The organism is Olsenella sp. Marseille-P4559 (assembly GCF_900605015.1).
GTDB lineage: Bacteria > Actinomycetota > Coriobacteriia > Coriobacteriales > Atopobiaceae > Tractidigestivibacter.
This window is the reverse complement of sequence record NZ_LR027574.1, coordinates 425,760-446,621: the sequence shown is the minus strand read 5'-3', so window position 1 is coordinate 446,621 and position 20,862 is coordinate 425,760. Positions and strand designations below refer to the sequence as shown.

The following is a 20,862-nucleotide window of genomic DNA, read 5'->3' as shown; positions in this document are numbered from 1 at the left end:
CGCCTGTGGGGCAATCGCTCACAAGAGCTCACCCTCAACGGAGCCGCGCAGATACCAGGTCCGGGCCTCCTCGACGCGCACACGGGCAACCTTTCCCACTGCGTCCTGCGCACTTGTGCCATCGGGCAGCCGGAAGTGGACCGTACGGTTCTTCTCGCTGTGCCCCACCATCACGGTGCCGTCCCGCTTGGACGGCCCCTCGACTAATACGCCGACGAGCCGTCCCAGGTCCTCCTGGTTGGCATCATGGGCCTGCTGGGCGACCTGTTCGGCAAGACGGTCGAAGCGACCCTGAATCACCTCGTGCGGAGTGTCATCGACCATCTTTGCTGCCGGCGTGCCCGGGCGAGGTGAATAGATGAAGGTGAAGGCGGATGAGAACCCGGCCTCACGGACAAGCGAGAGCGTGTCGTGGAAGTCCTCCTCGGTCTCGCCAGGGAAGCCGACGATGATGTCGGTAGACAGGGCGATGTCGGAGATGGCCGCACGCAGCCTCGACACGAGTGCCAGGTACTCCTCGCGCGTGTAGCTGCGATTCATTGCCTTGAGGACGCGTGTGGAACCAGACTGGACCGCAAGATGGAGGTGCGGCATCACTGCGGGGACCTCTGCCATGGCTGCAATGGTCTCATCGGAGAGGTCCTTTGGGTTGCTCGACGTAAAGCGAATGCGCTCTACGCCCGTCTCGCCCACCGCACGCAGAAGCTCTGCAAAGCGAGGCTCATCGTAGACGTTCCTGCCATAAGAGTTGACATTCTGCCCGAGCAGGCATATCTCCCGTACGCCATCGGCAACGAGCAGCTTGCATTCTGCCACCACGCTCTCGATGGTCCGGCTGCGCTCGCGTCCGCGGACATAGGGAACGATGCAGTAGGTGCAGAAGTTGTTGCAGCCGCTCATGATGGGCACCCACGCGTGATGACGCTCGGCTCGATGGCTTGGGAGGTCGGTTGAGAAGCCCGTTCCCGGCTCACCGGTGTCGACCTCAATGGCTCCAACCTGGTCACCAAAGGCCTCAGAGAGGAGCCTCGGCAGGCTGGCAAGAGCACTTGTGCCAAAGACCACGTCGACATTGGGGATGTGAGCGCGCAGGCGCTCACCGTCTCGCTGGGCAATGCAGCCGCCAACGGCGACAATGCGCCTGCCAGAAGGCGGCGTAGGGGCTGACACCATCGAAGAGGCCTGTCCGTAAAGGCGCTGGTCAGCGTTCTCTCGGACGCAGCAGGTCATGTATACAACGATGTCTGCGTCATCGGGGCTTTCGACCTCAATGCAGCCACACGAATCGAGAAGGCCGGAGACCCTCTCGGAATCGTGCATGTTCATCTGACAGCCGAAGGTTTTGATGCTGTAGGTCTTGCCGACAAGCACCTGGGTATCGGGTGATGCCATCTACGCAACCACTCCCCCGTCGTCCACTGCGTTCGCCGAAACGCTATGCGGGGTGAGCCTATGGACATAGACGGCAAATCGGATGGCAGTGCGCTTCTCGCCAGCTATGTCGATATCGGAGAAGGTGGGGGCACAGGAGATGTCGACACCCGTGGGAATGAGAAAGCCGCGCGCGATGGCAAGGGCCTTCACGGCCTGGTTGACCGCACCGGCTCCGACACACTGCATGTTGACGGGAACGCCGTCTTTGACCATGCCGGCAATGGCCCCGGCAACCGATGCCGGGGACGACTTGCTCGAGACCTTCAGGAAATCCATGCTGCTAATACTCCAATAGTGCGGTGGTTGTCAGGGTGGTGCGTTTGTCTTTCTTGCTGTAGCCATGCATAGGAACGATTGTAATGTCCCGGATGTGCATTGCAATCGCAGGGTGCAGCAAACCGAGCAACAGATGCCAAATCCCTAGTCCGCGTCCTCAAGGTCGAAGGTTACGACGATGCGACCCTTCCCAACCCTCACCTTTGGATCATGCACGAGCGAGACGTAATAGCGATCCTCGATAAACGAGAAGTCCTTGGCGAGCACGCGCGAGAACTCCTCGGCGTCGGGCTTGGAGAGCTTGAGTCCGCGTCGGTCACGGTAGAGATCGACGGGTTTGGGGCCCGCCGGGGCATCGGACTTACGGAGCATGCGGGAGGCGACGCTTCTCAGGGGGCGGATCTGGCCTGACACCACGCGGTGCGCCGTCCGTTCGCTCATCTCGAGACCCAGGCCCTTGCAGATCGAAAGGAGTTCACGAGCATCGGCGGCGGCGCGAAGACGCTCGAGCACCGGTAACGCAGAGAGGTCATCCATAAAGAGGAGCTCTGACGAGTCTACCGAGGGCGGGATGCGGGCGCGTGCGGTTGCGGCGATCTCTGCGGGAGAGCCAACGTAGACCTCGCAGGTCCCATACTCCTCGAGCGCAAACTCGCAGCAGGTGCGAACGATGTTGTGCGGCCCTCGCGTACACGTACGCCTGCCGTCCTCGTCCTCCCCCAAGACAGGCCAGGTAGACTGGTCTGTTCTCTCGGCAAGCCTTGTAGCATTTGTCACCACCGAGATGGACGTCCCTTTGCCAGGGGCAGAGGAGGCGACACGCGCCGACTCGGCATTCTCGCGCACGGAGTATAGGGCCATGCCTCGCCCATGGACACCCCAGCGGTCAACGTGGATGCTTTCGAGCTTGGAGGTCACGCGCGCCTCGAAGATGCGCTCCTGCATGTCCTGCGGGATGCCCGACCCATCGTCAAGGATGGTGGTGGTGCGAAGGTCACCCTCATGCGAGGTGGCAAGGTAGATGCGCTTTGCGCCGGCATCGCGCGAGTTGCGAAGAAGCTCGATGACCATGTCCTCGACGCAGCGGATGTCATGCTTTGCCTGGCGGCGCTCCGCCTCCGCAACGCGGAGGCGGACATAGCCCTCGCCGAGGTTCTCCTCGACACGAAGTGACCGTTCACCACCCATGCGCGCGACGAAATCGGCCAGCCCCGCCGCATCAGAGCCCCGCTCCTCTGCCACCATGCCATCTCCCGCTTACTTGGCGACGCCGACGGCGCGGGACTCGCGGATGACCACAACGCGAACCTGACCGGGGTACTCCATCTCGTCCTCGATTTGCTTGGCAATGTCATGGGCGAGGACGGTTGCCTGTGCGTCAGAGATCTTCTCGGGCTCGACCATGACATGAAGCTCTCGACCTGCCTGCATGGCATAGGTGCGCTCGACGCCCTCATGTGCGTTAGAGATCTCCTCGAGCTTCTCGAGACGCTTGATGTAGGTCTCGGCAGACTCGCGGCGAGCACCGGGGCGCGCGGCAGAGATGGCATCTCCCGCCTGGACGAGAACGTCGAGGACGGTGTCGGGGTCGACGTCTGCGTGGTGGGCCTCAATGGCGTGCACGATCTCAGGGCGCTCGCCATAGCGACGGGCGAGGTCGGCACCAATGACGGCGTGAGGGCCTTCGACCTCGTGGTCGATTGCCTTGCCGATGTCGTGGAGAAGGCCGGCACGCTTGGCGGACGCAGGGTCCATGCCAAGTTCGGAGGCCATGATCCCGCAGAGCGCAGAGACCTGGATGGAGTGAGAGAGGACGTTCTGCCCGAAGGAGGTGCGATACTTGAGAGCACCCAGGGTCTTCACGATCTCCGGGTGGAGGTCGTGGATGCCGGCGTCGAAGGCGGCCTGCTCGCCGGCCTCGCGGACGCGCTCGTTGACGAGGTCTTCCGCCTTCTTGTAGAGCTCCTCGATGCGAGCGGGGTGAATGCGCCCGTCGGCGATGAGGTTCTCGAGTGCCACGCGGGCAGTCTCGCGGCGGACAGGGTCAAAGCTCGAGAGCACAACGGTCTCGGGGGTGTCATCGATAACGAGGGAGACGCCGGAGACCTGCTCGAAGGTGCGTATGTTACGGCCCTCGCGGCCGATGATGCGGCCTTTGAGGTCGTCGGAGGGGATGTGAACCGTGGTGACGGTTATCTCGCCAGCCTGATCGGCTGAGCAGCGCTGGATGGCCGTGGAGATGATTTCGCGGGCGGTCTTATCGGCCTTGGCACGTACGTTTTGCTCGGCTTCGCGGAGAACCTGCGCCTCGTCGCGAACGCTCTCGGCACGCACGCGAGCGATGAGTTCGTCGTGGGCGCCCTCCCTCGAAAGACCGGCAATGCGCTCGAGCTCGGTGGTCTGCTTGCCCTCAAGGGCATCGAGGTCGTTCTTACGGCGGTCGAGCTGGCTCTGCATGCCAGAGAGCTGGCGCTCGCGCTTGTCCAGGGCGTCATTGCGACGGTCAAGGGACTCCTCGCGCTGCATGATGCGACCCTCCATGGACTGCAGCTCGCCCTTGCGCTTCTTCTCCTCAGCCTCAGAGTTCTGCTTGAGCTGGAGAATCTCCTCCTTAGCCTCGAGCACGGCCTCCTTCTTGGCGGTATCCGCCTGGCGACGCGCCTCGGATGTAATGCGCTCGGCCTCCCCGCGCGCCTGCTCGATCTGGTCATTGGCCGTCCTGAGCTTGGAGTTGCTCTTTCCGGCAAGGAAGAAGTACGCCAAGCCCGCACCGACTACCAGACAGATAACTCCTATGACAAATTCCATGGCAGCTCCTCAGATGACGAATTCACATGATTGTTCAGGAGACCCCAACGCAAAGCGCAGGGAACCCGCCATCGGGGTATCCGGCCGCAGATGCCATAGGCATGACGTTCCATGATGCTGACGCGGTGAAACTAAAAAGCAATGCACAGCTGGTTAACCAGCGGAAGATACGCTCTCAGGCCTCTTAATCTTATGTTCGCATTTGGTACCTGTCAAATTGTCAGGGTACCGCCCGCACCCAAAGAAGGCCCGCTTCACGGAAATATCCGAGATGCCCCGCAACGGCTGCATCCAAGCGTTTGGGCCCGCTCCAAGCGACGGGCCAAGGGGCTCATCACTCGTCGGACTCCCCCCTCTCGTCAAGGACGCGTCTGGCCATGCGCGTAGCAAGCCCCAGGGGAAACCCGCGCGTCACGAGGAAACGCACCGTCTTTTCGTAGTCGTTCTTTCCCGTGAGGCGTCGACGTGAAGCAAGCGCGTAGGCTGACTCTTCCTCGGACTCCTGGGTAAGGTAGAGCTCAGGCCACCCGGGCACATCAGCCATGTCGATGCCACGACGCGAGAGGTCGCGCTCGATGCGGACTCTCCCCCAGCCCTGGGAGAGCTTCGAGCGGATAAAGGCGTCGGCGAAGCGTGCGTTATCGACAAGTCCGCACTCGACAGACCTTCGACACGTGTATTCAACTGTCTGGGTTGTGTAGCCGTCTCTGAGCAGCCGTGCAGAGAGCTCTCCCTCGGAGTAATCCCTTCGGTCGAGGAGGGATGCCGTCCGCTCCATGGCGCACGCACGAGAGACCTCACCCATCGCATGCAAGAGCTCTGTCCTTGAGGAAGGCAGAAGCTCACGGCACCTCGCCTTGGAATCGAGTGCACGAGCGACGGCAACGGGCACGCTGATGCGCTCTTCTCCGTGTTGCGGGGTTCTTACCACAACCTCGCCGCGAGAAACCGCCTGCCCTAAGCCGCGAGATCCACGCTGGGGCAGACAGACCCCCCAATCGAGAGGCGTCTTGGGCCATTCGCCCTTTGCAGCTCGCATCACCGTTGGGAATCCTCAACGGAGTCGGCATTTTCGATAGGCTCGCCCACGCGCTCATCACCCAAGGCAAGACCACAGGCAACGCGTACCTTGTGGTCAATCTCGTCCATGAGGTCTGGGTTAGAGGCAAGGAATGCCTTAGCAGCCTCGCGACCCTGTCCAAGACGCTCGCCCTCGTACGTGAACCAAGAACCAGACTTGTCCACGATGTTGTACTCGACAGCCATGTCGAGGATCGAGCCTTCCTTGGAGATGCCCGTGCCATACATGATGTCGAACTCCGCCTGCTTGAAGGGCGGGGCGACCTTGTTCTTGACGACCTTGACCCTCACACGGTTGCCCACAACCTCCCCGTTGACTTTGATGCCGTCAACGCGCCTGATGTCCATGCGTACGGACGAGAAGAACTTGAGTGCCCGGCCGCCAGGCGTGGTCTCGGGGTTGCCGAACATGATGCCAATCTTCTCGCGAAGCTGGTTGATGAAGATGCAGGTGGTATTCGACTTCGAGAGGGAGCCCGCAAGCTTACGAAGCGCCTGGCTCATAAGGCGAGCCTGGAGACCAACTGTGGTGTCTCCTATCTCGCCCTCGATCTCTGCACGAGGGACCAGTGCCGCCACGGAGTCAATGACCACCACGTCAATGGCACCAGAGCGAACCAGCATGTCGCAGATCTCCAACGCCTGCTCGCCCGTATCCGGCTGCGAGATGAGAACCTCGTCAATGTCCACGCCGATACGCGCGGCGTACCCGGGGTCGAGCGCGTGCTCTGCGTCGATGAACGCAACGACCCCACCCATCGCCTGGGCCTCGGCAAGGATCTCAAGCGAGAGCGTGGTCTTGCCGGAGGACTCGGGACCGTAGATCTCGACGATGCGACCGCGTGGCACGCCACCTATACCCAATGCGGCATCAAGCGCCAGAGACCCCGTTGGGACAGCCTCGACCTCGAGGCTGGCACTATCGTCGCCGTAACGCATAATGGCACCCTTGCCGAACTTCTTCTCTATCTCCTGGGTAGTAACCTCGAGCGCCTTGTCGCGCTCCTCCGTAGTCCCAGGGTGGTTAACCTCTTTGGCGGTACCCTTGCTCTTGGCCATGCTTGCTCCTCATCTGTTGGCTGTCATCGATACTATACGAACATCCGTTCGTAGTCAACATCGCTAAGGATAGCTTATCGGGGAGTGCTATCAGGTTTCTGACGCAGCACGGACCGCTCGCTTGCACGCAGCCGTCACCAATCTGACAGACAGGGCTATCTACCTGCAAAAACCATACTGCTCAAAGGAGGGACTCGCATGCAAAAACCTGTAGCGAGAAGAAAAACTAATCCTTCTCGGCAGTCGTCCTCACGCCCCATAAGAGAAGATCGAGCGCGCGCCTCACCGCATATGCGCGCACCTGAGCACGGTCGCCCTCGAAGAGGTTGGGAAACGTGCGCGTAATGACCGGCGTGGCAAGCCCCATCCAAACGGTGCCCACAGGCTTTCCCGGCTCTTCTCCACCAGGCCCCGCAATGCCAGTTACAGAGACGGCAACGTCGCAGGCGAGCAAGCGACGCGCGCCCTCGGCCATGGCGGCAGCACATTCGCTTGAGACGGCACCCACCCCCGGAGCATCAAGGATGCCGTTGGGGACACCGAGCACCTCATGCTTGACGGGAATGGCGTAGCTTACGATCCCACCGCGAATGGCCTGGGAGGAGCCGGGAATTGACGTAATTGCAGAGGCAACGAGGCCGCCCGTGCATGACTCCGCCGTGCCCACCGTGACGCCGAGCGAGCGGCACGCGGCGACCAGCGCCTCACACGCATCAAGTGTCTCGCCATCGAAGGTCACCGAGGGTACCAAGGCTATCGCTTCCCCACCACGTACGACCATGCCTTCACGAAGTAGTCGATGCCGGACCAGGCGGTGAGAATCACCGCGGCAAGCATGAGCCCCTGTCCCAGGAGCCATAGCGCATCTGAGGCTCCACCAGCCGGAAGCGCCATAACGAGAAGGAGCGCCGAAATTGCCACCATCGTGACCGCCGTCTTGCCCTTGCCCAAAGGAGAGGCCGCAATAACGGTTCCGGCCGAGGCCACAACCATACGCAGGCCAGACACAAGAAACTCGCGCGCGACAATCACAAGCAGCACCCACGAGGAGACCTCGCCACGCTCGAGAAGGAAGCACAGGGCGACAACCACGACGAGCTTATCGGCAATGGGATCGAGAAACTTGCCAAAGGTCGTAACCTCGTCCCTGCTTCGTGCGAGATATCCATCGAGCTTATCGGTAAGCGAGAGCGCCACGAAGAAGACAAAGACGCCAATTGACCATGCGGAACCCGCGCCGGCCACAGAAGACAGCTCCGCAACGAGCAGCCACAGGGGGACGGCCACAACGCGTACGCAGGTGACGACGTTGGCGGGCGTCCAGAGGCTGGACTTACCGCCACCGTTCTCGGCAGGGGCAGGCGTGCCCATCACGCACCCTCCCCATCACCTACGACCTCGCCCACGAGGTCGTAGGTGAAGGAGTCGACAAGGTCGCAGGTCACAACGTCCCCCACAGCGTGCCCGCCGCTCTCGATGTGCACGACGCCATCGGAATCGGGGGCCTGGAACCATGCATGGCCGACGAGCTCCGGACCATCGCCCCCCTCCTCGACGCCGTCGATGATGACGCGGACGCGCTCGCCAACGTGCCTCTCGGCAGCGGCAAAGCCAAGCTGCTCAGTGAGGTCGATGAGCTGCTGCGTGCGCTCGAGCTTAGCCTCCTCAGGCACCTGGTCGGGCATCGCGGCGGCATGCGTTCCGTCCTCAGGCGAGTAGGTGAAGACGGAACAGTAGTCGAACTCCTCGCCCTGCAGGAAGTCGAGCAGCTCCTGAGCCTCCTCGTCCGTCTCACCAGGAAAGCCCGCCATGGCTGTGGTGCGCAGCACCATGCCGGGAATCTCTTGGCGAAGGTGCGCGAAGAGCCTCGAGAACTCCTCGGCAGAGCCAGTCCTGCCCATGCGCTTGAGCACAGGCGCCGAGCAGTGCTGGATGGGAATATCGATGTAGGGCAGCACCTCGTCGACGTCACGAATGGTCGAGACGAGCTCCTCGGTCATCCCTTCGGGCTGAAGGTACAGCACGCGGACCCAACCACCAAAGGGACGAACGACCTCAGCAACCTGGCGCAAAAGCGAGGCAAGCGTGCGGGGCTCCTCGAAATCCGAGCCCCAGATACCTGTGTCCTGGCCGATGAGGACGACCTCGCGCACGCCACCCTCCATGAGCGAGCGGACCTCGTCGCATATCTCCGCGGCGTCACGCGAGTGGTAGCGGCCGCGGATGTAGGGAATGGCGCAGAATGCGCAGAACCTGTCGCAGCCCTCGGAGATCTTCACGTAGGCGCTTGCCCCGTCAACGGTGCGCAGCACTCCCTGGGGGACACCCCGCGTAACGTCGCGCTCAAGGCCCAAGACGCCATCGACTACCCCAACGATTCCGTCTTCGTCGTCTGCGTCCACAAAGGCCGAGACCTCCGGAAGCTCCTCTGCGAGAGATGCGCCGTAACGAGAGGGGACGCATCCGCACATCACAATGGGAAGGGCGCAGCCCTCCCCCTGCTGCGCAAGCTCGAGCGTGGTGTCGAGGGACTCCTGTGTGGCGCTGACGAGAAAGGAACATGTGTTGATCAGCGCAAGATCCGCCTTGTCGGGGTCATCCGTCTCGTCGTAGCCGGAACCCAGAAGCAAGGCGCGCATGCGGTCGGTGTCGACTTCATTTTTTGCGCATCCACGGGTAATGAAGAGAATGCTTGGCATGTAATGGCCTTATCGGTAGTTGACGAACTGGAGGGGCTGGCCGTAATCGTTGCCGCGGAGAAGGGCTATGACCTGTTGCAGGGCATCCTTCGAAGCCGAGCTCACACGGAGCTTGTCACCCTCGATGATGGCCTTGACCTTGAACTTCGAGTCTCGAATGTCCTTGGAGATCCTCTTGGCCACCTCGGCGTCAATGCCCTGGACGAGGTGTCCCTGCTGGCGAACGCTCATGCCGGAAGCCGCCTGCGGCTTATCCCAGCGCAGGGCAGTAAGGTCCACGCCGCGCTTCACGAGCTTGGAGCCGAGAATGTCACGCACCTGCCCCGCAACAAAGTCCGACGGGGCCTCCACCGTGAACGCGCCCTCACCCTTGGCAAGCGCAAGCGAGGCACCCGTACCCTTGAGGTCGTAGCGCTGAGAGATCTCGCGGGTCGCCTGCTGATAGGCGTTGTCGACCTCCTGCATATCGACGACGGAGACGACGTCGAAGCTCGAATCCTTAGCCATGCTCATCCTTTCTTTGGCTGTGCGGCGGCAGTTGCTCCCCGTGGTGGGGACTATCTGTCTACGCTTGGGGCCCTTACGAGCCCTTTCTAGTTGCCCTTCGTCATATTCGTTGACCCAGAGGTCTTGTTGGACGTCGTTGCGGTGGTGGAACTCTGCGAGCCGGCGGTGCTCGAGGTGCCTGAGGTTCCAGAGGTGCTCGTCAAGTCATCCGAACTCGTTGAAGTCTCCGAGGCGGAATCCTCCGACGTTGCGGCAGGTGTCCCCTGGATAGTAAGCGAGCCTATGCCGGACGCCTTGGACTCGAAGCTCTTTTGCGTGCCGTTCTCGGTAACGGTGACCGCACCCGGGTTGCCGGCACGGATGGTAATCGATTCGGTGACGGTGTAGCTCTGCTCCCAGGGGCCCGTAACCGTGCTCGCAACCTCACTCGTACCGTCGTTCGTGATCTCGAGCCATGAGGTCTCGCCGCTGGCGACGGAGACGTTGACCACGGTCTGTTGGGGGGCAGCTGTTGTGGATGAGCTGTCCTGGGTATTCGTGCCGTCCGTCGTCGTGGTCGTCGTGGTCGTGGTTGTTGGCGTGGAAGGGGATCCCGTCGACGTGGTGTCCGAAGAGTCCGTCGAGGTGGTGCTCACGGGAACGGTTGTCTTTGTCTCCTGCGACGTTGACCTGCTGTTCACGCACGAGCGAACCGAGAGGACCAAGATGACGGTAAGCACAAGCGCAAGCGCCACGATGACCAGAAGGATCGTGCGGCGGTTGTCCTGTGGCACGCGACCGCGGGAGCGCCCCGAGAGGCGGCCTCGCTGGCTGTCAGAGCGCCGGCGCACGTTAGGCCGGTCGACGCTGGCGATGTTTCTCGACGAGCGCCTGCCCGAGATGGTGGACGCACGGTCGTAGGGCCTTGCGCCATCGTCGTATCGAAGGTCGTCGGTGTACTCGCCCGCCCGCACGCTTCTCGTGCTCACGTCATCGCGCTCGTAGAGACGCTGGGCGTGTGACGAGTCACGCCGATAGACACGCGCGGTCTCGCGACGCTCCTCAACGCCATTTTGCCCCTCGCGGAGAAGGCGGTTTGCGGGGTCGTCCACGCGATGTCGCTGCTGCTGGACGTACCTGCTTCGCTGGCGAGTGGTGTAACGGTCTGGCTCACGGCTGCGGCTCTCGTTGCGAACGCGATCTGAGGTTGAGTTGTACGGCCTGCCGTAGACGTACTCGGCATGCGAGTACGAGGGCGACTGGCCTCTCGTACCCGCGGAATAGCTCGAGCCAGCAAGGGGAACCGATGACGGCGTGCGCGGTCGGGGTCCCGACGTGGTGGCAAAGGCGCCCATGTCACCGGCGGGGCCGCCCGACGTGGGCAGAAGGCCACGATACTGCACGTAGGCCTTGGGGCGAGACTCGGCCTCGTTAACCACGTCGTAGCCCTGAACAACACCTCGACCCGACTGCGTGTCACGCGTGCGGCGGCGAAGCTCATGCGAGGAGGTCCCGTGCACGTGCTCGTAGAGTTCCTCCTGGAAGAGGTCGACGACCTCCCGAGGGTTGAGCCCCAGGTAGCGGGCATACGACGAGAGCATGCCTTGGGCATAGCCACTCTGGGGGATATTCTCGAAATCCCCCTCCTCAAAAGCTATGAGGACCTGCTCCTTGAGCTTTAAGACCTGCGAGGCTTGGCCCACCGTAAGGCCGAGCTGGCGGCGGCGGCCAAGGAGCATCTCGCTAAAGCGCGGGCGCGACGGCATTGTGGGCTACACCTCCTCGAAATCCTGCTCGGCGGCCTTGAGGCCCTCAAGCCCCTCCTTGTCGAGAAGCACATCGCGGGGCTTGGACCCGTTCGCGGGCCCCACGATACCTTTGTTCTCGAGCATGTCCATGATTCTCCCCGCCCTAGCGTACCCCACCGAGAGCGCTCGCTGGAGGCTGGACGTGGAACCAAGCTGAGAGTTCACAACGATGTCGGCTGCCTCCCAGAGCAGCGGGTCATCCACGGGGGCGGATGGCTCGGATGGGCCGCCAGGCGTCATGGGCGAGACGGCCGTGAGGATGTCGTCGTGGTAGTCCGTATCGTGGTGCTCCTTGATGAAGGATACGACGCGCTCCACCTCCCCCTCGGAGACGAAGCAGCCCTGTGCGCGCCTGGGGCGCAGGCCACGGAGCTTATAGAGCATGTCACCATGCCCCAGGAGGCGCTCGGCGCCGGTCTGGTCGAGGATGATTCGCGAGTTCATGCCGTTGTCGACGGAGAGCGCCACGCGGTTGTCGATGTTTGCCTTGATGAGGCCGGTCACGACGTCGGCCGAGGGGCGCTGCGTGGCCACGATGAGGTGGATGCCGGCTGCACGGCCAAGCTGTGCGATGCGTACGATGGACGCCTCGACGTCCTTGCCAGCAACCATCATGAGGTCCGAGAGCTCGTCGATCACGATGACAAAGTACGGCATGTGCTTGGGCGGGTTCTCCATGTCGGCGTACTTGCCGCTGTTGATGGCATGGTTGTATGACTTGATGTCGCGGACCTTGTAGTGCTCGAAGACCTTGAGGCGGCGCTCCATCTCGGTCACACCCCATGAAAGCGCGCTTGCCGCCTTGTTGGGCTCGGTGACCACGGGTACGTAAAGGTGGGGCAGCCCCGCGTAGTAGGTAAACTCGACGCGCTTGGGGTCCACCATGATGAGGCGGACCTCCTCGGGCGTGGCCCGCATGAGGATGGTCATGACGATGCTGTTGAGCAGGACAGACTTGCCCGAACCCGTAGTGCCCGCAACGAGAAGGTGCGGAAGCCCCGCGATGTCCACCACGACGGTCTTGCCCTCGGAGTCACGGCCAAACGCAGCCTCGAGCGGGCCACCCTTGACGTAGGGAAGAACGTCTCCCAGATAGACTGGCTGCGTGGTCTTGTTGGGAATCTCGATGCCCACGAGAGAGGTGCCCGGGATGGGGGCAAAGATGCGCACCGAGCGCGAGGCGAGCGACAGCGCGATGTCATCCTGGAGGTTGGTTATCTTGCTAACGCGCTCGCCCTCGCCCATCTCGATCTTGAACGTGGTGACCGAGGGGCCGGCCACCCAGCCCACGACGCGCGAGGTGAGGCCAAACTCCTCAAGCGTTCCCTGGAGCTTGGCCGCGACCGCAGAGAGCTCCTCGTCCGACTCTGCGCTTACGCCGGAGTTGGGATTTACCTTGAGCATGTCAGGCGGTGGTAGCTCTCGTCCGTCATCGGTCGTTGCCGAGACAGAGGGCTGGCCAGCCCTTGACGCGGCGGACCGGGCAGGGAGAGAGGCGGGTGCGTCTGCCTTCTCCTTGGAGCCGCGAGACTTCTTGGCCCTTGCGGATGGGTCGAGAAGCGTGGTGGCTGCCGCATCGTCCAAAAGCGTTGTTGCACCTGCCTCTGATGCGTTTTCCTCAGCAGCGGCAACGGCGTCTGCCTTCTTGGGCCTGCCGCGGCGCAGCACGCTCGTCTTGCGCGCGCCAATGAAGGATGTCTCACCCTCGCCCGTCTCGTCGAAGAGCGAGCCCTGGGTGTGTGCCACGGTAGCTGCGGGAGCGGGGGCGGATGGCGCAAGCTCGCGAGCCGCCGCAAGCTCGGCGTCGCGCTGCTCCCGCGCAAGCCGGCGGTTCTCGGATGCCTCTTGGGCACGCAGGTGAATCTTGGCAACAGCGCCAGAAACAGAGAAGCCACAGATGACGGCTCCAACGACGATGACGCCCACCAGGATGACGTTTCCCACAATCGCCCCAACAAAGCGGACGAGGACGTAGGAGAAAAAGCCGCCCACGTAACCGCCAGCAGATTCAACCGTAAGCGCCGAGAGCGCGATCGAGGGGGCATCCGCGACGCCCGGGTGGTTGAGCGAGAGCAGTGCCAAGACGGAGAGCACGATGAGCACAAGACCGCCGGCCACGCGCCCGGAGATTGGCCCATCCTCATCCATGAAGAACGTGCACGCGAAGATGAAGAGGGCTATGGGGGCGAGAATCGCACCTGCACCAAAGAGCTGCGAGAGTGCGTGCCCTACCATGCTCGTCACGATGGCCGACGTCGGGACGACCAGCGAGACAAACATGGCAACGGCAATAACGGCCAAGGCCACGCCGACTATGTCGTTTTGCGTGGACGAGAGGCCCTGTTGGTCCTTATCGGCGGCACCGCGACCACGACCCGCCTGGCGCGGGGCTGCACCCCGTGCCTTCGAGCCATTCCTTGCTGCCTTGCCTGCTGCGTTTGATCTGCGATTCGAGGGCATGTACCTTAGACCTCCATCACGACCGGTATCACCATCGGTCGCGTGTGCGTCTTGCTCCAGAGGAAGTTGGAGAGTGAGTTTCTCACACCCTTCCGGACGGTGTCAATGCTCGCCCCATTGCCCTTCTCGAGGCGCTCCACCTGGGAGCGGACAAGAGCGCGGGCATCGTCCATGAGGGCTTCATCCGAGGCAAACGAGACGCCACGACCGGAGAGATCAATGGTGTCGACAGAATGGTTTCTCGACCTGATGGCCACCACGCACGTGATGACGCCATCCTGCGCGAGGCGCTGGCGGTCGCGCAGGACCACCGGATTGGCGTCGGTGATGGAAAGCCCGTCAACATAGACCACACCGGAGTCGACCGAGGGACCACGGCGCGCCTTGCCGTGGCGCACCTCGAGGGAGTCTCCGTTGTCGAGAATGAATATGTTGCGCTCGGGGACACCCACCTGCTGGGCGATCTTTGCGTGGGCACGCAGGTGCTGGGCCTCGCCGTGGACCGGCATGAAGCAGCGCGGCTTGACCATGGCAAGCATGAGCTTGAGCTCCTCCTGGGAGCCGTGACCCGAGACGTGGACCAGCGCCTGGCTCTTGTCGTAGATGTCGCAGCCGAGCTTGGAGAGCGAGTTGACGATGGCCTGGACGCTCTTCTCGTTGCCCGGGATGGGGTTTGCCGAGATGATGACTGCGTCTCCCTCATGGATCGAGAGGCTCTTGTGCTCGCCGTTTGCCATGCGCGCAAGCGCCGAGAGGGGCTCGCCCTGACTGCCGGTGCAGAGGACAACGATCTTCTCGTCTGGAATCTTCTCGAGGTCGTAGGCGTCGATGATGTTCTCGTCGGCAATGCGCAGGTAGCCAAGCCCACGGGCCACCTTGGTGTTCGTGACCATCGAGCGACCCGTCACGACGACCTTTCGGCCAACGGCCACCGAGGCGTCACAGATCTGCTGCAGGCGGTGGATGTGGCTCGAGAACGAGGCCACAAAGACACGTCCGGGCGCATTCTTGATGATGTGGCGCAGCGCGGGGCCAACAGCTGCCTCGGAGGGCGTGAAGCCAGGACGCGTGGCGTTGGTGGAATCGGAGAGAAGGACGTCGACGCCCTCGGCCGCAAATCGGTTGATAGCCGCGTAGTTGGGGCGTACGCCGTCGATGGGCGTCTGGTCGAGCTTGAAGTCGCCAGTGTGCATGACGTTTCCGGCAGGCGTGTTTATGAAGACGCCAAACGCGGCGGGAATGGAGTGCGTCATCGCGAAAAACGTGATGTTGAAGGAGCCAAGCGTGATGGTTGAGCCGTCCTGCACCTCGCGGAACTTGGGGCTCTTGATGTTGTGCTCGGCGAGCTTGCCCTCGATGATGCCAAGGGTGAGCTTGCTGGAGTAGACAGGGACCTTGTGCGTGAGGTCCTGCAGGAGGTAGGGCAGGGCGCCCGTGTGGTCCTCGTGGCCGTGGGTGATGATAATGCCGCGCAGCTTGTCCTCATTCTCCAAGACATACGTGTAGTCAGGGAGGATGAGGTCGATGCCCGGCTGCTCGTCATCGGGAAACATGAGGCCGGCGTCAATCATGACCATGTCGTCTCCGTACTCGAACACGGTCATGTTCTTGCCAATCCCGTCAAGACCACCAAGCGGGATGATCTTGAGGGGGGTTTCTTTCTTTGGCATTGCTGGAGAAATCCTTTCGTCGAGGTCTATACGCACGGCTTTGCGCCGTTATCTAGTGAGCGGTCCTGGCAACCGAGTGCTGCCAGCCGCAACAGCTACGGTTTTGGTGTTCCGACGGTCGAGGGCCGACGCGCCGGGACAGCGGCTTCTCCATTGTAACCAAGCCAGGGGAAGCGTGCTGAGGCTCCATCATGATTGCGGAGAGGGACTGGAGGGCGACACCAGGGCAGAATGATTGTGTGGAACTGACGATTGTACGGGCCGCACAATCGCAAGGACAAGAGTTGGCATGAGAAGCAACGGCACCCGCATCACATAAAGAAAAGGCCGACCGGGATGCCCAGTCGGCCTCGCAAGCCGTGCTGCCGAGAATTGCCGAGAGACGCTGCCAGGACCTACGCCTCGTGGTGACGGCGCGGCTGGCGCTTCTCGCCGAACTCGCCACCATTGTTGGGGCGACCAGAGCGCTCGCCGCGATCACCAGGGTGACGACGCGCGCGGGTGCGATGCTCGCTGGAACGCTCGCCGCCGTTGCTCTCGCCGTGTCCCGCGTGACCAGAGCCGGCAGGAGCCTCGGGCTTGTCGAGACGGTCGAGGGAAATCTTGCCCTTCTCGTCGACCTCAAGAACCGTGACCTTGACCTCGTCACCGATGTTGAGCACGTCCTCGACCTTGTCGACACGGCCCTTCGCGACGCGAGAGATGTGGAGCAGGCCGTCCTTGCCAGGCAAGAGCTCGACAAAGGCACCAAAGGGCTGGATGCCCACAACGCGACCGGTGTACTCCTCCCCCGCCTCGGGAACCTTGACGATGGCCTTGATGCGCTCTGCGGCAGCCTCGCCCGCGCCGTTGGTACCGGCGATGAAGACCGTGCCGTCCTCCTGGATGTCAACCGTGGCACCCGTGTCCTCCTGGATACCGCGGATGACCTTGCCGCCGGAGCCAATGACGTCGCGGATCTTGTCCGTGGGGATCTGGAGGCTGATGATCTGGGGCGCAGTGTCCTTGGCGTGCTCGCGCGGTGCAGGAATCTGCTCGAGCATCTTGTCGAGGATGAACATGCGGCCCTCGTGCGCCTGCATGAGCGCCTTGCGAAGAATCTCGGGCGTGAGGCCGGTGGCCTTGTTGTCCATCTGCATTGCCGTGATGCCCTTGGTGGTGCCCGTCACCTTGAAGTCCATGTCGCCGAGGAAGTCCTCGAGGCCCTGGATGTCGGTGAGGACAACGGTCTTGCCCTCCTCCTGGATAAGGCCCATGGCAACACCTGAGACCGGGCGCTTGATGGGCACGCCCGCATCCATGAGCGCAAGTGTGGAGCCGCAGGTGGAAGCCATCGAGCTGGAGCCGTTGGACTCCATGACCTCGGAGACCACGCGGATGGTATAGGGGAACTCCTCCTCGGTGGGAATCACCGGGAGCAGGGCGCGCTCGGCAAGCGCGCCGTGGCCAATCTCGCGGCGCTTGGGGCTGCCCATGCGACCGGTCTCGCCGGTGCAGAAGGGTGGGAAGTTGTAGTGGTGGATGTAGCGCTTGCCGTCGACGGGCTCGATGGTGTCAAGACGCTGCCATTCGTTGAGCATCCCCAGGGTGCAGATGGAGAGGACCTGGGTCTGGCCGCGCTGGAAGAGGCCAGAGCCGTGGACCAGCGGTAGATAGTCGGGCTTGACCATGATCGGACGAATCTCGGTGGGAGCACGGCCATCGACGCGCTCGCCAGTCTCCACGACCATCTTGCGCATGGCGTGCTTCTCGAGCCCCTTGAGCTCTACGGCAATAGAACGGCTCCACTGAGCCTGCTCGTCCTCGGTGAACTCGGCCTTGATGGAGCCCTTGAGTGCCTCGACCTTGCTCATGCGGGAGAGCTTGTCTGCATCCTTCAGGGCGGCGCTCATCTCGTCAAAGTGAGCAAAGATGCGGTCGTGGACCTCGGGGATGGGCTCGTCGAGCACGTACTCCTTCCTGGCGATCGCACCGTTGGCCTCCTCCCACTTGGCGAAGAACTTCTTCTCCTCCTCGCAGAAGGCGGCGATGGCCTCCTGACCAAAGGCCATGGCAGCGAGCATGTCCTCCTCGCTGATCTCCTTGGCACCCGCCTCGAGCATCGAGATGAAGGTGGAAGAGCCGGCAAGCTCAAGGTCAAGGTCGGAGGCATCCCGTTCCTCGTAGGTGGGGTTCACGAGAAACTCACCGGTCTCGGGGTTGCGACCAATGCGCACGCATGCGAGCGGCCCCTCGAAGGGCACGCCGCCGATCGTGAGGGCGGCGGAGGCGCCCATCACGCAGATGGTGTCGACGGAGTGGGTCTGATTGGCCACGAGCGGGGTGGCCACGACCTGGACCTCGTTACGGAAGCCGTCGGGGAAGGACGGACGCAGCGGGCGGTCAATCATGCGGGCCGTGAGGGTGGCCTTCTCGGAGGGTCTTGCCTCACGCTTGAGGTAGCCCCCGGGAATGCGGCCCACGGCGTACATCTTCTCGATGAAGTCGACCGTCAGGGGGAAGAAGTCGTAGTCCTTGCGCTCCTTCGAGACGACGGCGGTGACGAGGACGGTGGAGTCCCCGCTCTTCACCAGACAGGCACCCGTGGCCTGCTTCGCGAGTTCGCCTGCCTCGAGAGCGTAGTGCTTTCCGTAGAGGTCGAACTCGTGTGTAACCTTTGTCATACGTTTCCTCTTATCTCCGCCTGCCCCATTGCAGGCGGGCCGTCTAGCGAGCCTCCGCACCACGCGCGGAGAACAAAAACCGTGTGCGACGCATCGCACGCCCGCGGCACGCCCTCGCTTCTCTCGGGCGCACATACAAGGGGCGCCCGAAGGCGCCCCGTAAGACACTTACTGGATGTTATCGCGGATGCCGAGGCTCTTGATGAGGGAACGGTACTCCTCAATGTCCTGGGCCTTGATATAGGAGAGCAGGCGACGACGCTTGCCGACGAGCATGAGCAGGCCACGACGGGTATGGAAGTCCTTCTTGTGAGACTTCATGTGCTCGGTGAGGCCCTTGATGCGCTCGGTGAGCAGTGCAACCTGAACGGCTGCGGAACCGGAATCCTTCTCGTCCTTGCCATACTGCTTGACGAGCTCGGCCTTGCGCTCCTTGGTAACTGCCATGTGGAACCCCTTTCGCTCTGCGTATTCGCCCCGGACTGGGTCGGTCGCCAGGCAGTTGGCGGGCCGCTAGGTGCGGGGTAATGACCTAGGTATGATAGCACGCACCTCGCAGCTGCAATCGCACCCACACAATCGCCGCATACGAGGTGCCTAGCTGATGCAGCTAGTAGCTGTAGACCCTGGTCCCAGTTGGGATGTTCCGGTTAATCCAGTACGCGTTGTTGATGTCGAGACGCACGCATCCGTGCGAAGCCGGAACCCCAAGCGTCCCGTCCATCACAGAGCGGGTGCCCTGATAGTACAGGACGGAGTGGAACAGGTAGTTGCCATAGAACTGAATCCAGTAGTAGCAGGTGAATCCGTTGCCAAAGCTGTAGCCACGAGACCCAATGGAATACGTGCCGCGGACCGTGGGAGTCGATGCTTTTCCAGGCGAGCAAATCCACTTGTAAATGGCACACCAATCGCCGTTGACCCACTTGAAGACCCAGGTCGTGCAGTTCGAGTTGTCGATGAGTAAAAGGTAATTGGTGGGGCTGCCGGCGGACCTGGCAATGTTCACGGCAGAGCTGGCCTCGCCCGAGTAGCACAGCCAGACGCCGTCGGGGTCGAAGTAGCTTCCAGCGGCGAAACCGGTTGCCATTGTGCCCGTAGAGGGGTCGAGGTAGTACGTCTTCCCGCCCTGGTTGAGCCAACCGGTCTGCATGACTCCGTAGCCGTTGAAGTAGTACCAGGAGCCGTTGATGCTAGCCCAACCCGTGGCGTCGGAACCGGAGTCATACGCATAATGCCAGGACCCGCCAGAGGTATACCAACCAGACTTGTGGACCTCGGCAGAGAAGGTCGACTGCTTGCCGTTGGGGCACTTCACATCGAGATAGATTTCATAGGTCGTTGCGCTGGAGTTAAGGGTGTCGCACGAAAAGCTCACCGAAGTTGTGCTCGACCAGTCGTTGAGCGTGCCCGAGGCCGAGCCGTCTGCAGAGATCCAGCGGAAGCGGTAGAGCGCACCCGAGACTTCGCGGCCATCGAAGAGGTCGGCCCGCGCCGTCCAGCCGGAGGCAGCCGATCCGGAGACGGAGACGCCCGTCACACCCCACGCCACGACCTCGGCCGATGCCGTGCGTCTCTCGCCACGGGCGGAGACCACGTCCACGTAGAGGGTGTAGCGGCCCGGGGCGCCGAGTGCGCCCGTGTGGGAGGCCTCCGTGGTGTCGGCACCCGTGTAGAGCTCGGTCGAGCCCCAGTCGCCCTCGGCCCAGGAGCCTTCCCACTGCCAGACGTAGTTGTAGGTCAAGCCAGAGGTGTCGCCCGAGACCTTGGGGGCATAGGTCACCTCGTCGCCGGCTACGACCGAGGAGGGGGTGGCGACGACGCCGTCGAGCGACCAGGAGTCGTCGTAGGCCTCAAGTTCCGCGGACATCGTGCGCTTCTGGCCCGAGCGGTCAATGACGTCAACGTAGACCACGTAGCGGCCGGGGCGGTAGAGCGAGAGCGTGCCAGTGGCCTCCGCGGTCGCCTTCCCCGTGTCGTGGACGGTCGAGCCCCAGAGGTCCCAGCCACCCCCGTATGACCACACGTAGTTGTATGTGGCGCCGTCGAGGTCGCCGGAAACCTGCGGCGTCACGGTCACGGTCTGGCCGGAGGTCACGCGCGAGGCGGAGAGCGATACGCCGGAGAACTCCCAGATGGGCACAGCCGTACTGGCAGCATCGGAGGCAGTGGCCCTGCTTTCCCCGTCGTTTGCGTAGGCAGGCCCGACCTCGGTACTTGCAGGCGCAGAAGCCGCGGCCTCGCTTCCCGAGGCGTCTGCGGAATCGGCGGCGAGCGCCATGGAGGGGACCCCCAGGGAGCATACCAAGCTGAGCGCCATTACGAGCAGCGCGTTCCTACATCCCGTCACGGATCTCATGGGTGCTATCTCCGGGGTCGCCGATGACCAGGCCATGCATTAGGCTGAAAGAAAGTATAG

16 protein-coding genes are annotated in these 20,862 nt (G+C 62.6%); all 16 read right to left on the bottom strand.

The annotated features are described in order from the left end of the window. Window positions 1-18 precede the first annotated feature (18 nt). The gene (gene miaB, locus E0E00_RS08190; RefSeq protein WP_130812044.1) at window positions 19-1,392 is read right to left on the bottom strand and encodes a tRNA (N6-isopentenyl adenosine(37)-C2)-methylthiotransferase MiaB; all 1,374 of its coding nucleotides are present in this window, start codon (window positions 1,390-1,392) and stop codon (window positions 19-21) included. Further along, the gene (locus tag E0E00_RS08185) at window positions 1,393-1,710 is read right to left on the bottom strand and encodes a stage V sporulation protein S (protein ID WP_130812043.1); all 318 of its coding nucleotides are present in this window, start codon (window positions 1,708-1,710) and stop codon (window positions 1,393-1,395) included. A 144-nt stretch (window positions 1,711-1,854) separates the two neighbouring features. Then, window positions 1,855-2,955 carry an ATP-binding protein gene (locus E0E00_RS08180; RefSeq protein ID WP_130812042.1) on the bottom strand — a complete coding sequence of 367 codons (1,101 nt, stop codon included), beginning with the start codon at window positions 2,953-2,955 and terminating at the stop codon, window positions 1,855-1,857. A 12-nt stretch (window positions 2,956-2,967) separates the two neighbouring features. Further along, complete coding sequence (rny, locus tag E0E00_RS08175) at window positions 2,968-4,518, bottom strand: ribonuclease Y (RefSeq protein ID WP_130812041.1); 1,551 nt, start codon at window positions 4,516-4,518, stop codon at window positions 2,968-2,970. Window positions 4,519-4,852: 334 nt separating this feature from the next. Then, on the bottom strand, window positions 4,853-5,410 hold the full coding sequence (locus tag E0E00_RS08170) for a regulatory protein RecX (protein WP_165443625.1): 558 nt from the start codon (window positions 5,408-5,410) through the stop codon (window positions 4,853-4,855). Between the two features lie 146 nt (window positions 5,411-5,556). Continuing rightward, window positions 5,557-6,657 carry a recombinase RecA gene (gene recA / locus E0E00_RS08165; protein WP_130812039.1) on the bottom strand — a complete coding sequence of 367 codons (1,101 nt, stop codon included), beginning with the start codon at window positions 6,655-6,657 and terminating at the stop codon, window positions 5,557-5,559. Window positions 6,658-6,883: 226 nt separating this feature from the next. Next, window positions 6,884-7,408 carry a CinA family protein gene (locus tag E0E00_RS08160; protein WP_242622193.1) on the bottom strand — a complete coding sequence of 175 codons (525 nt, stop codon included), beginning with the start codon at window positions 7,406-7,408 and terminating at the stop codon, window positions 6,884-6,886. A 2-nt stretch (window positions 7,409-7,410) separates the two neighbouring features. Next, the gene (pgsA, locus tag E0E00_RS08155; protein ID WP_130812037.1) at window positions 7,411-8,028 is read right to left on the bottom strand and encodes a CDP-diacylglycerol--glycerol-3-phosphate 3-phosphatidyltransferase; all 618 of its coding nucleotides are present in this window, start codon (window positions 8,026-8,028) and stop codon (window positions 7,411-7,413) included. Continuing rightward, a complete protein-coding gene (rimO, locus tag E0E00_RS08150; RefSeq protein ID WP_130812036.1) occupies window positions 8,028-9,356 on the bottom strand; it encodes a 30S ribosomal protein S12 methylthiotransferase RimO in 1,329 nt (442 codons plus the stop codon). The genes pgsA and rimO overlap by 1 nt, the downstream gene beginning before the upstream one ends. Window positions 9,357-9,365: 9 nt before the next feature. Further along, window positions 9,366-9,863, bottom strand: coding sequence for a YajQ family cyclic di-GMP-binding protein (locus E0E00_RS08145; RefSeq protein WP_130812035.1), 498 nt, complete (start codon window positions 9,861-9,863; stop codon window positions 9,366-9,368). Window positions 9,864-9,949: 86 nt separating this feature from the next. Continuing rightward, on the bottom strand, window positions 9,950-11,608 hold the full coding sequence (locus E0E00_RS08140) for a RodZ domain-containing protein (protein ID WP_130812034.1): 1,659 nt from the start codon (window positions 11,606-11,608) through the stop codon (window positions 9,950-9,952). Window positions 11,609-11,614: 6 nt separating this feature from the next. Beyond that, window positions 11,615-14,110: a DNA translocase FtsK gene (locus tag E0E00_RS08135; RefSeq protein ID WP_130812033.1), complete on the bottom strand. Its 2,496-nt coding sequence runs from the start codon at window positions 14,108-14,110 to the stop codon at window positions 11,615-11,617. 5 nt (window positions 14,111-14,115) lie between these two features. Continuing rightward, window positions 14,116-15,780, bottom strand: coding sequence for a ribonuclease J (locus E0E00_RS08130; RefSeq protein ID WP_130812032.1), 1,665 nt, complete (start codon window positions 15,778-15,780; stop codon window positions 14,116-14,118). 395 nt (window positions 15,781-16,175) lie between these two features. Next, window positions 16,176-18,443, bottom strand: a complete 2,268-nt coding sequence (locus tag E0E00_RS08125) for a polyribonucleotide nucleotidyltransferase (RefSeq protein WP_130812031.1) — start codon at window positions 18,441-18,443, stop codon at window positions 16,176-16,178. 168 nt (window positions 18,444-18,611) lie between these two features. After that, the gene (gene rpsO / locus E0E00_RS08120; RefSeq protein ID WP_130812030.1) at window positions 18,612-18,890 is read right to left on the bottom strand and encodes a 30S ribosomal protein S15; all 279 of its coding nucleotides are present in this window, start codon (window positions 18,888-18,890) and stop codon (window positions 18,612-18,614) included. Window positions 18,891-19,053: 163 nt separating this feature from the next. Beyond that, window positions 19,054-20,802, bottom strand: coding sequence for a L,D-transpeptidase (locus tag E0E00_RS08115; RefSeq protein ID WP_165443624.1), 1,749 nt, complete (start codon window positions 20,800-20,802; stop codon window positions 19,054-19,056). Window positions 20,803-20,862 lie beyond the last annotated feature (60 nt).

Bases quoted from the DNA above. Each gene is read 5' to 3' on its own strand.
- miaB (WP_130812044.1), bottom strand. From the start codon at position 1,392: ATGGCATCACCCGATACCCAGGTGCTTGTCGGCAAGACCTACAGCATC.
- E0E00_RS08185 (WP_130812043.1), bottom strand. From the start codon at position 1,710: ATGGATTTCCTGAAGGTCTCGAGCAAGTCGTCCCCGGCATCGGTTGCC.
- E0E00_RS08180 (WP_130812042.1), bottom strand. From the start codon at position 2,955: ATGGTGGCAGAGGAGCGGGGCTCTGATGCGGCGGGGCTGGCCGATTTC.
- rny (WP_130812041.1), bottom strand. From the start codon at position 4,518: ATGGAATTTGTCATAGGAGTTATCTGTCTGGTAGTCGGTGCGGGCTTG.
- recA (WP_130812039.1), bottom strand. From the start codon at position 6,657: ATGGCCAAGAGCAAGGGTACCGCCAAAGAGGTTAACCACCCTGGGACT.
- pgsA (WP_130812037.1), bottom strand. From the start codon at position 8,028: ATGGGCACGCCTGCCCCTGCCGAGAACGGTGGCGGTAAGTCCAGCCTC.
- rimO (WP_130812036.1), bottom strand. From the start codon at position 9,356: ATGCCAAGCATTCTCTTCATTACCCGTGGATGCGCAAAAAATGAAGTC.
- E0E00_RS08145 (WP_130812035.1), bottom strand. From the start codon at position 9,863: ATGGCTAAGGATTCGAGCTTCGACGTCGTCTCCGTCGTCGATATGCAG.
- E0E00_RS08140 (WP_130812034.1), bottom strand. From the start codon at position 11,608: ATGCCGTCGCGCCCGCGCTTTAGCGAGATGCTCCTTGGCCGCCGCCGC.
- E0E00_RS08135 (WP_130812033.1), bottom strand. From the start codon at position 14,110: ATGCCCTCGAATCGCAGATCAAACGCAGCAGGCAAGGCAGCAAGGAAT.
- E0E00_RS08130 (WP_130812032.1), bottom strand. From the start codon at position 15,780: ATGCCAAAGAAAGAAACCCCCCTCAAGATCATCCCGCTTGGTGGTCTT.
- E0E00_RS08125 (WP_130812031.1), bottom strand. From the start codon at position 18,443: ATGACAAAGGTTACACACGAGTTCGACCTCTACGGAAAGCACTACGCT.
- rpsO (WP_130812030.1), bottom strand. From the start codon at position 18,890: ATGGCAGTTACCAAGGAGCGCAAGGCCGAGCTCGTCAAGCAGTATGGC.
- E0E00_RS08115 (WP_165443624.1), bottom strand. From the start codon at position 20,802: ATGAGATCCGTGACGGGATGTAGGAACGCGCTGCTCGTAATGGCGCTC.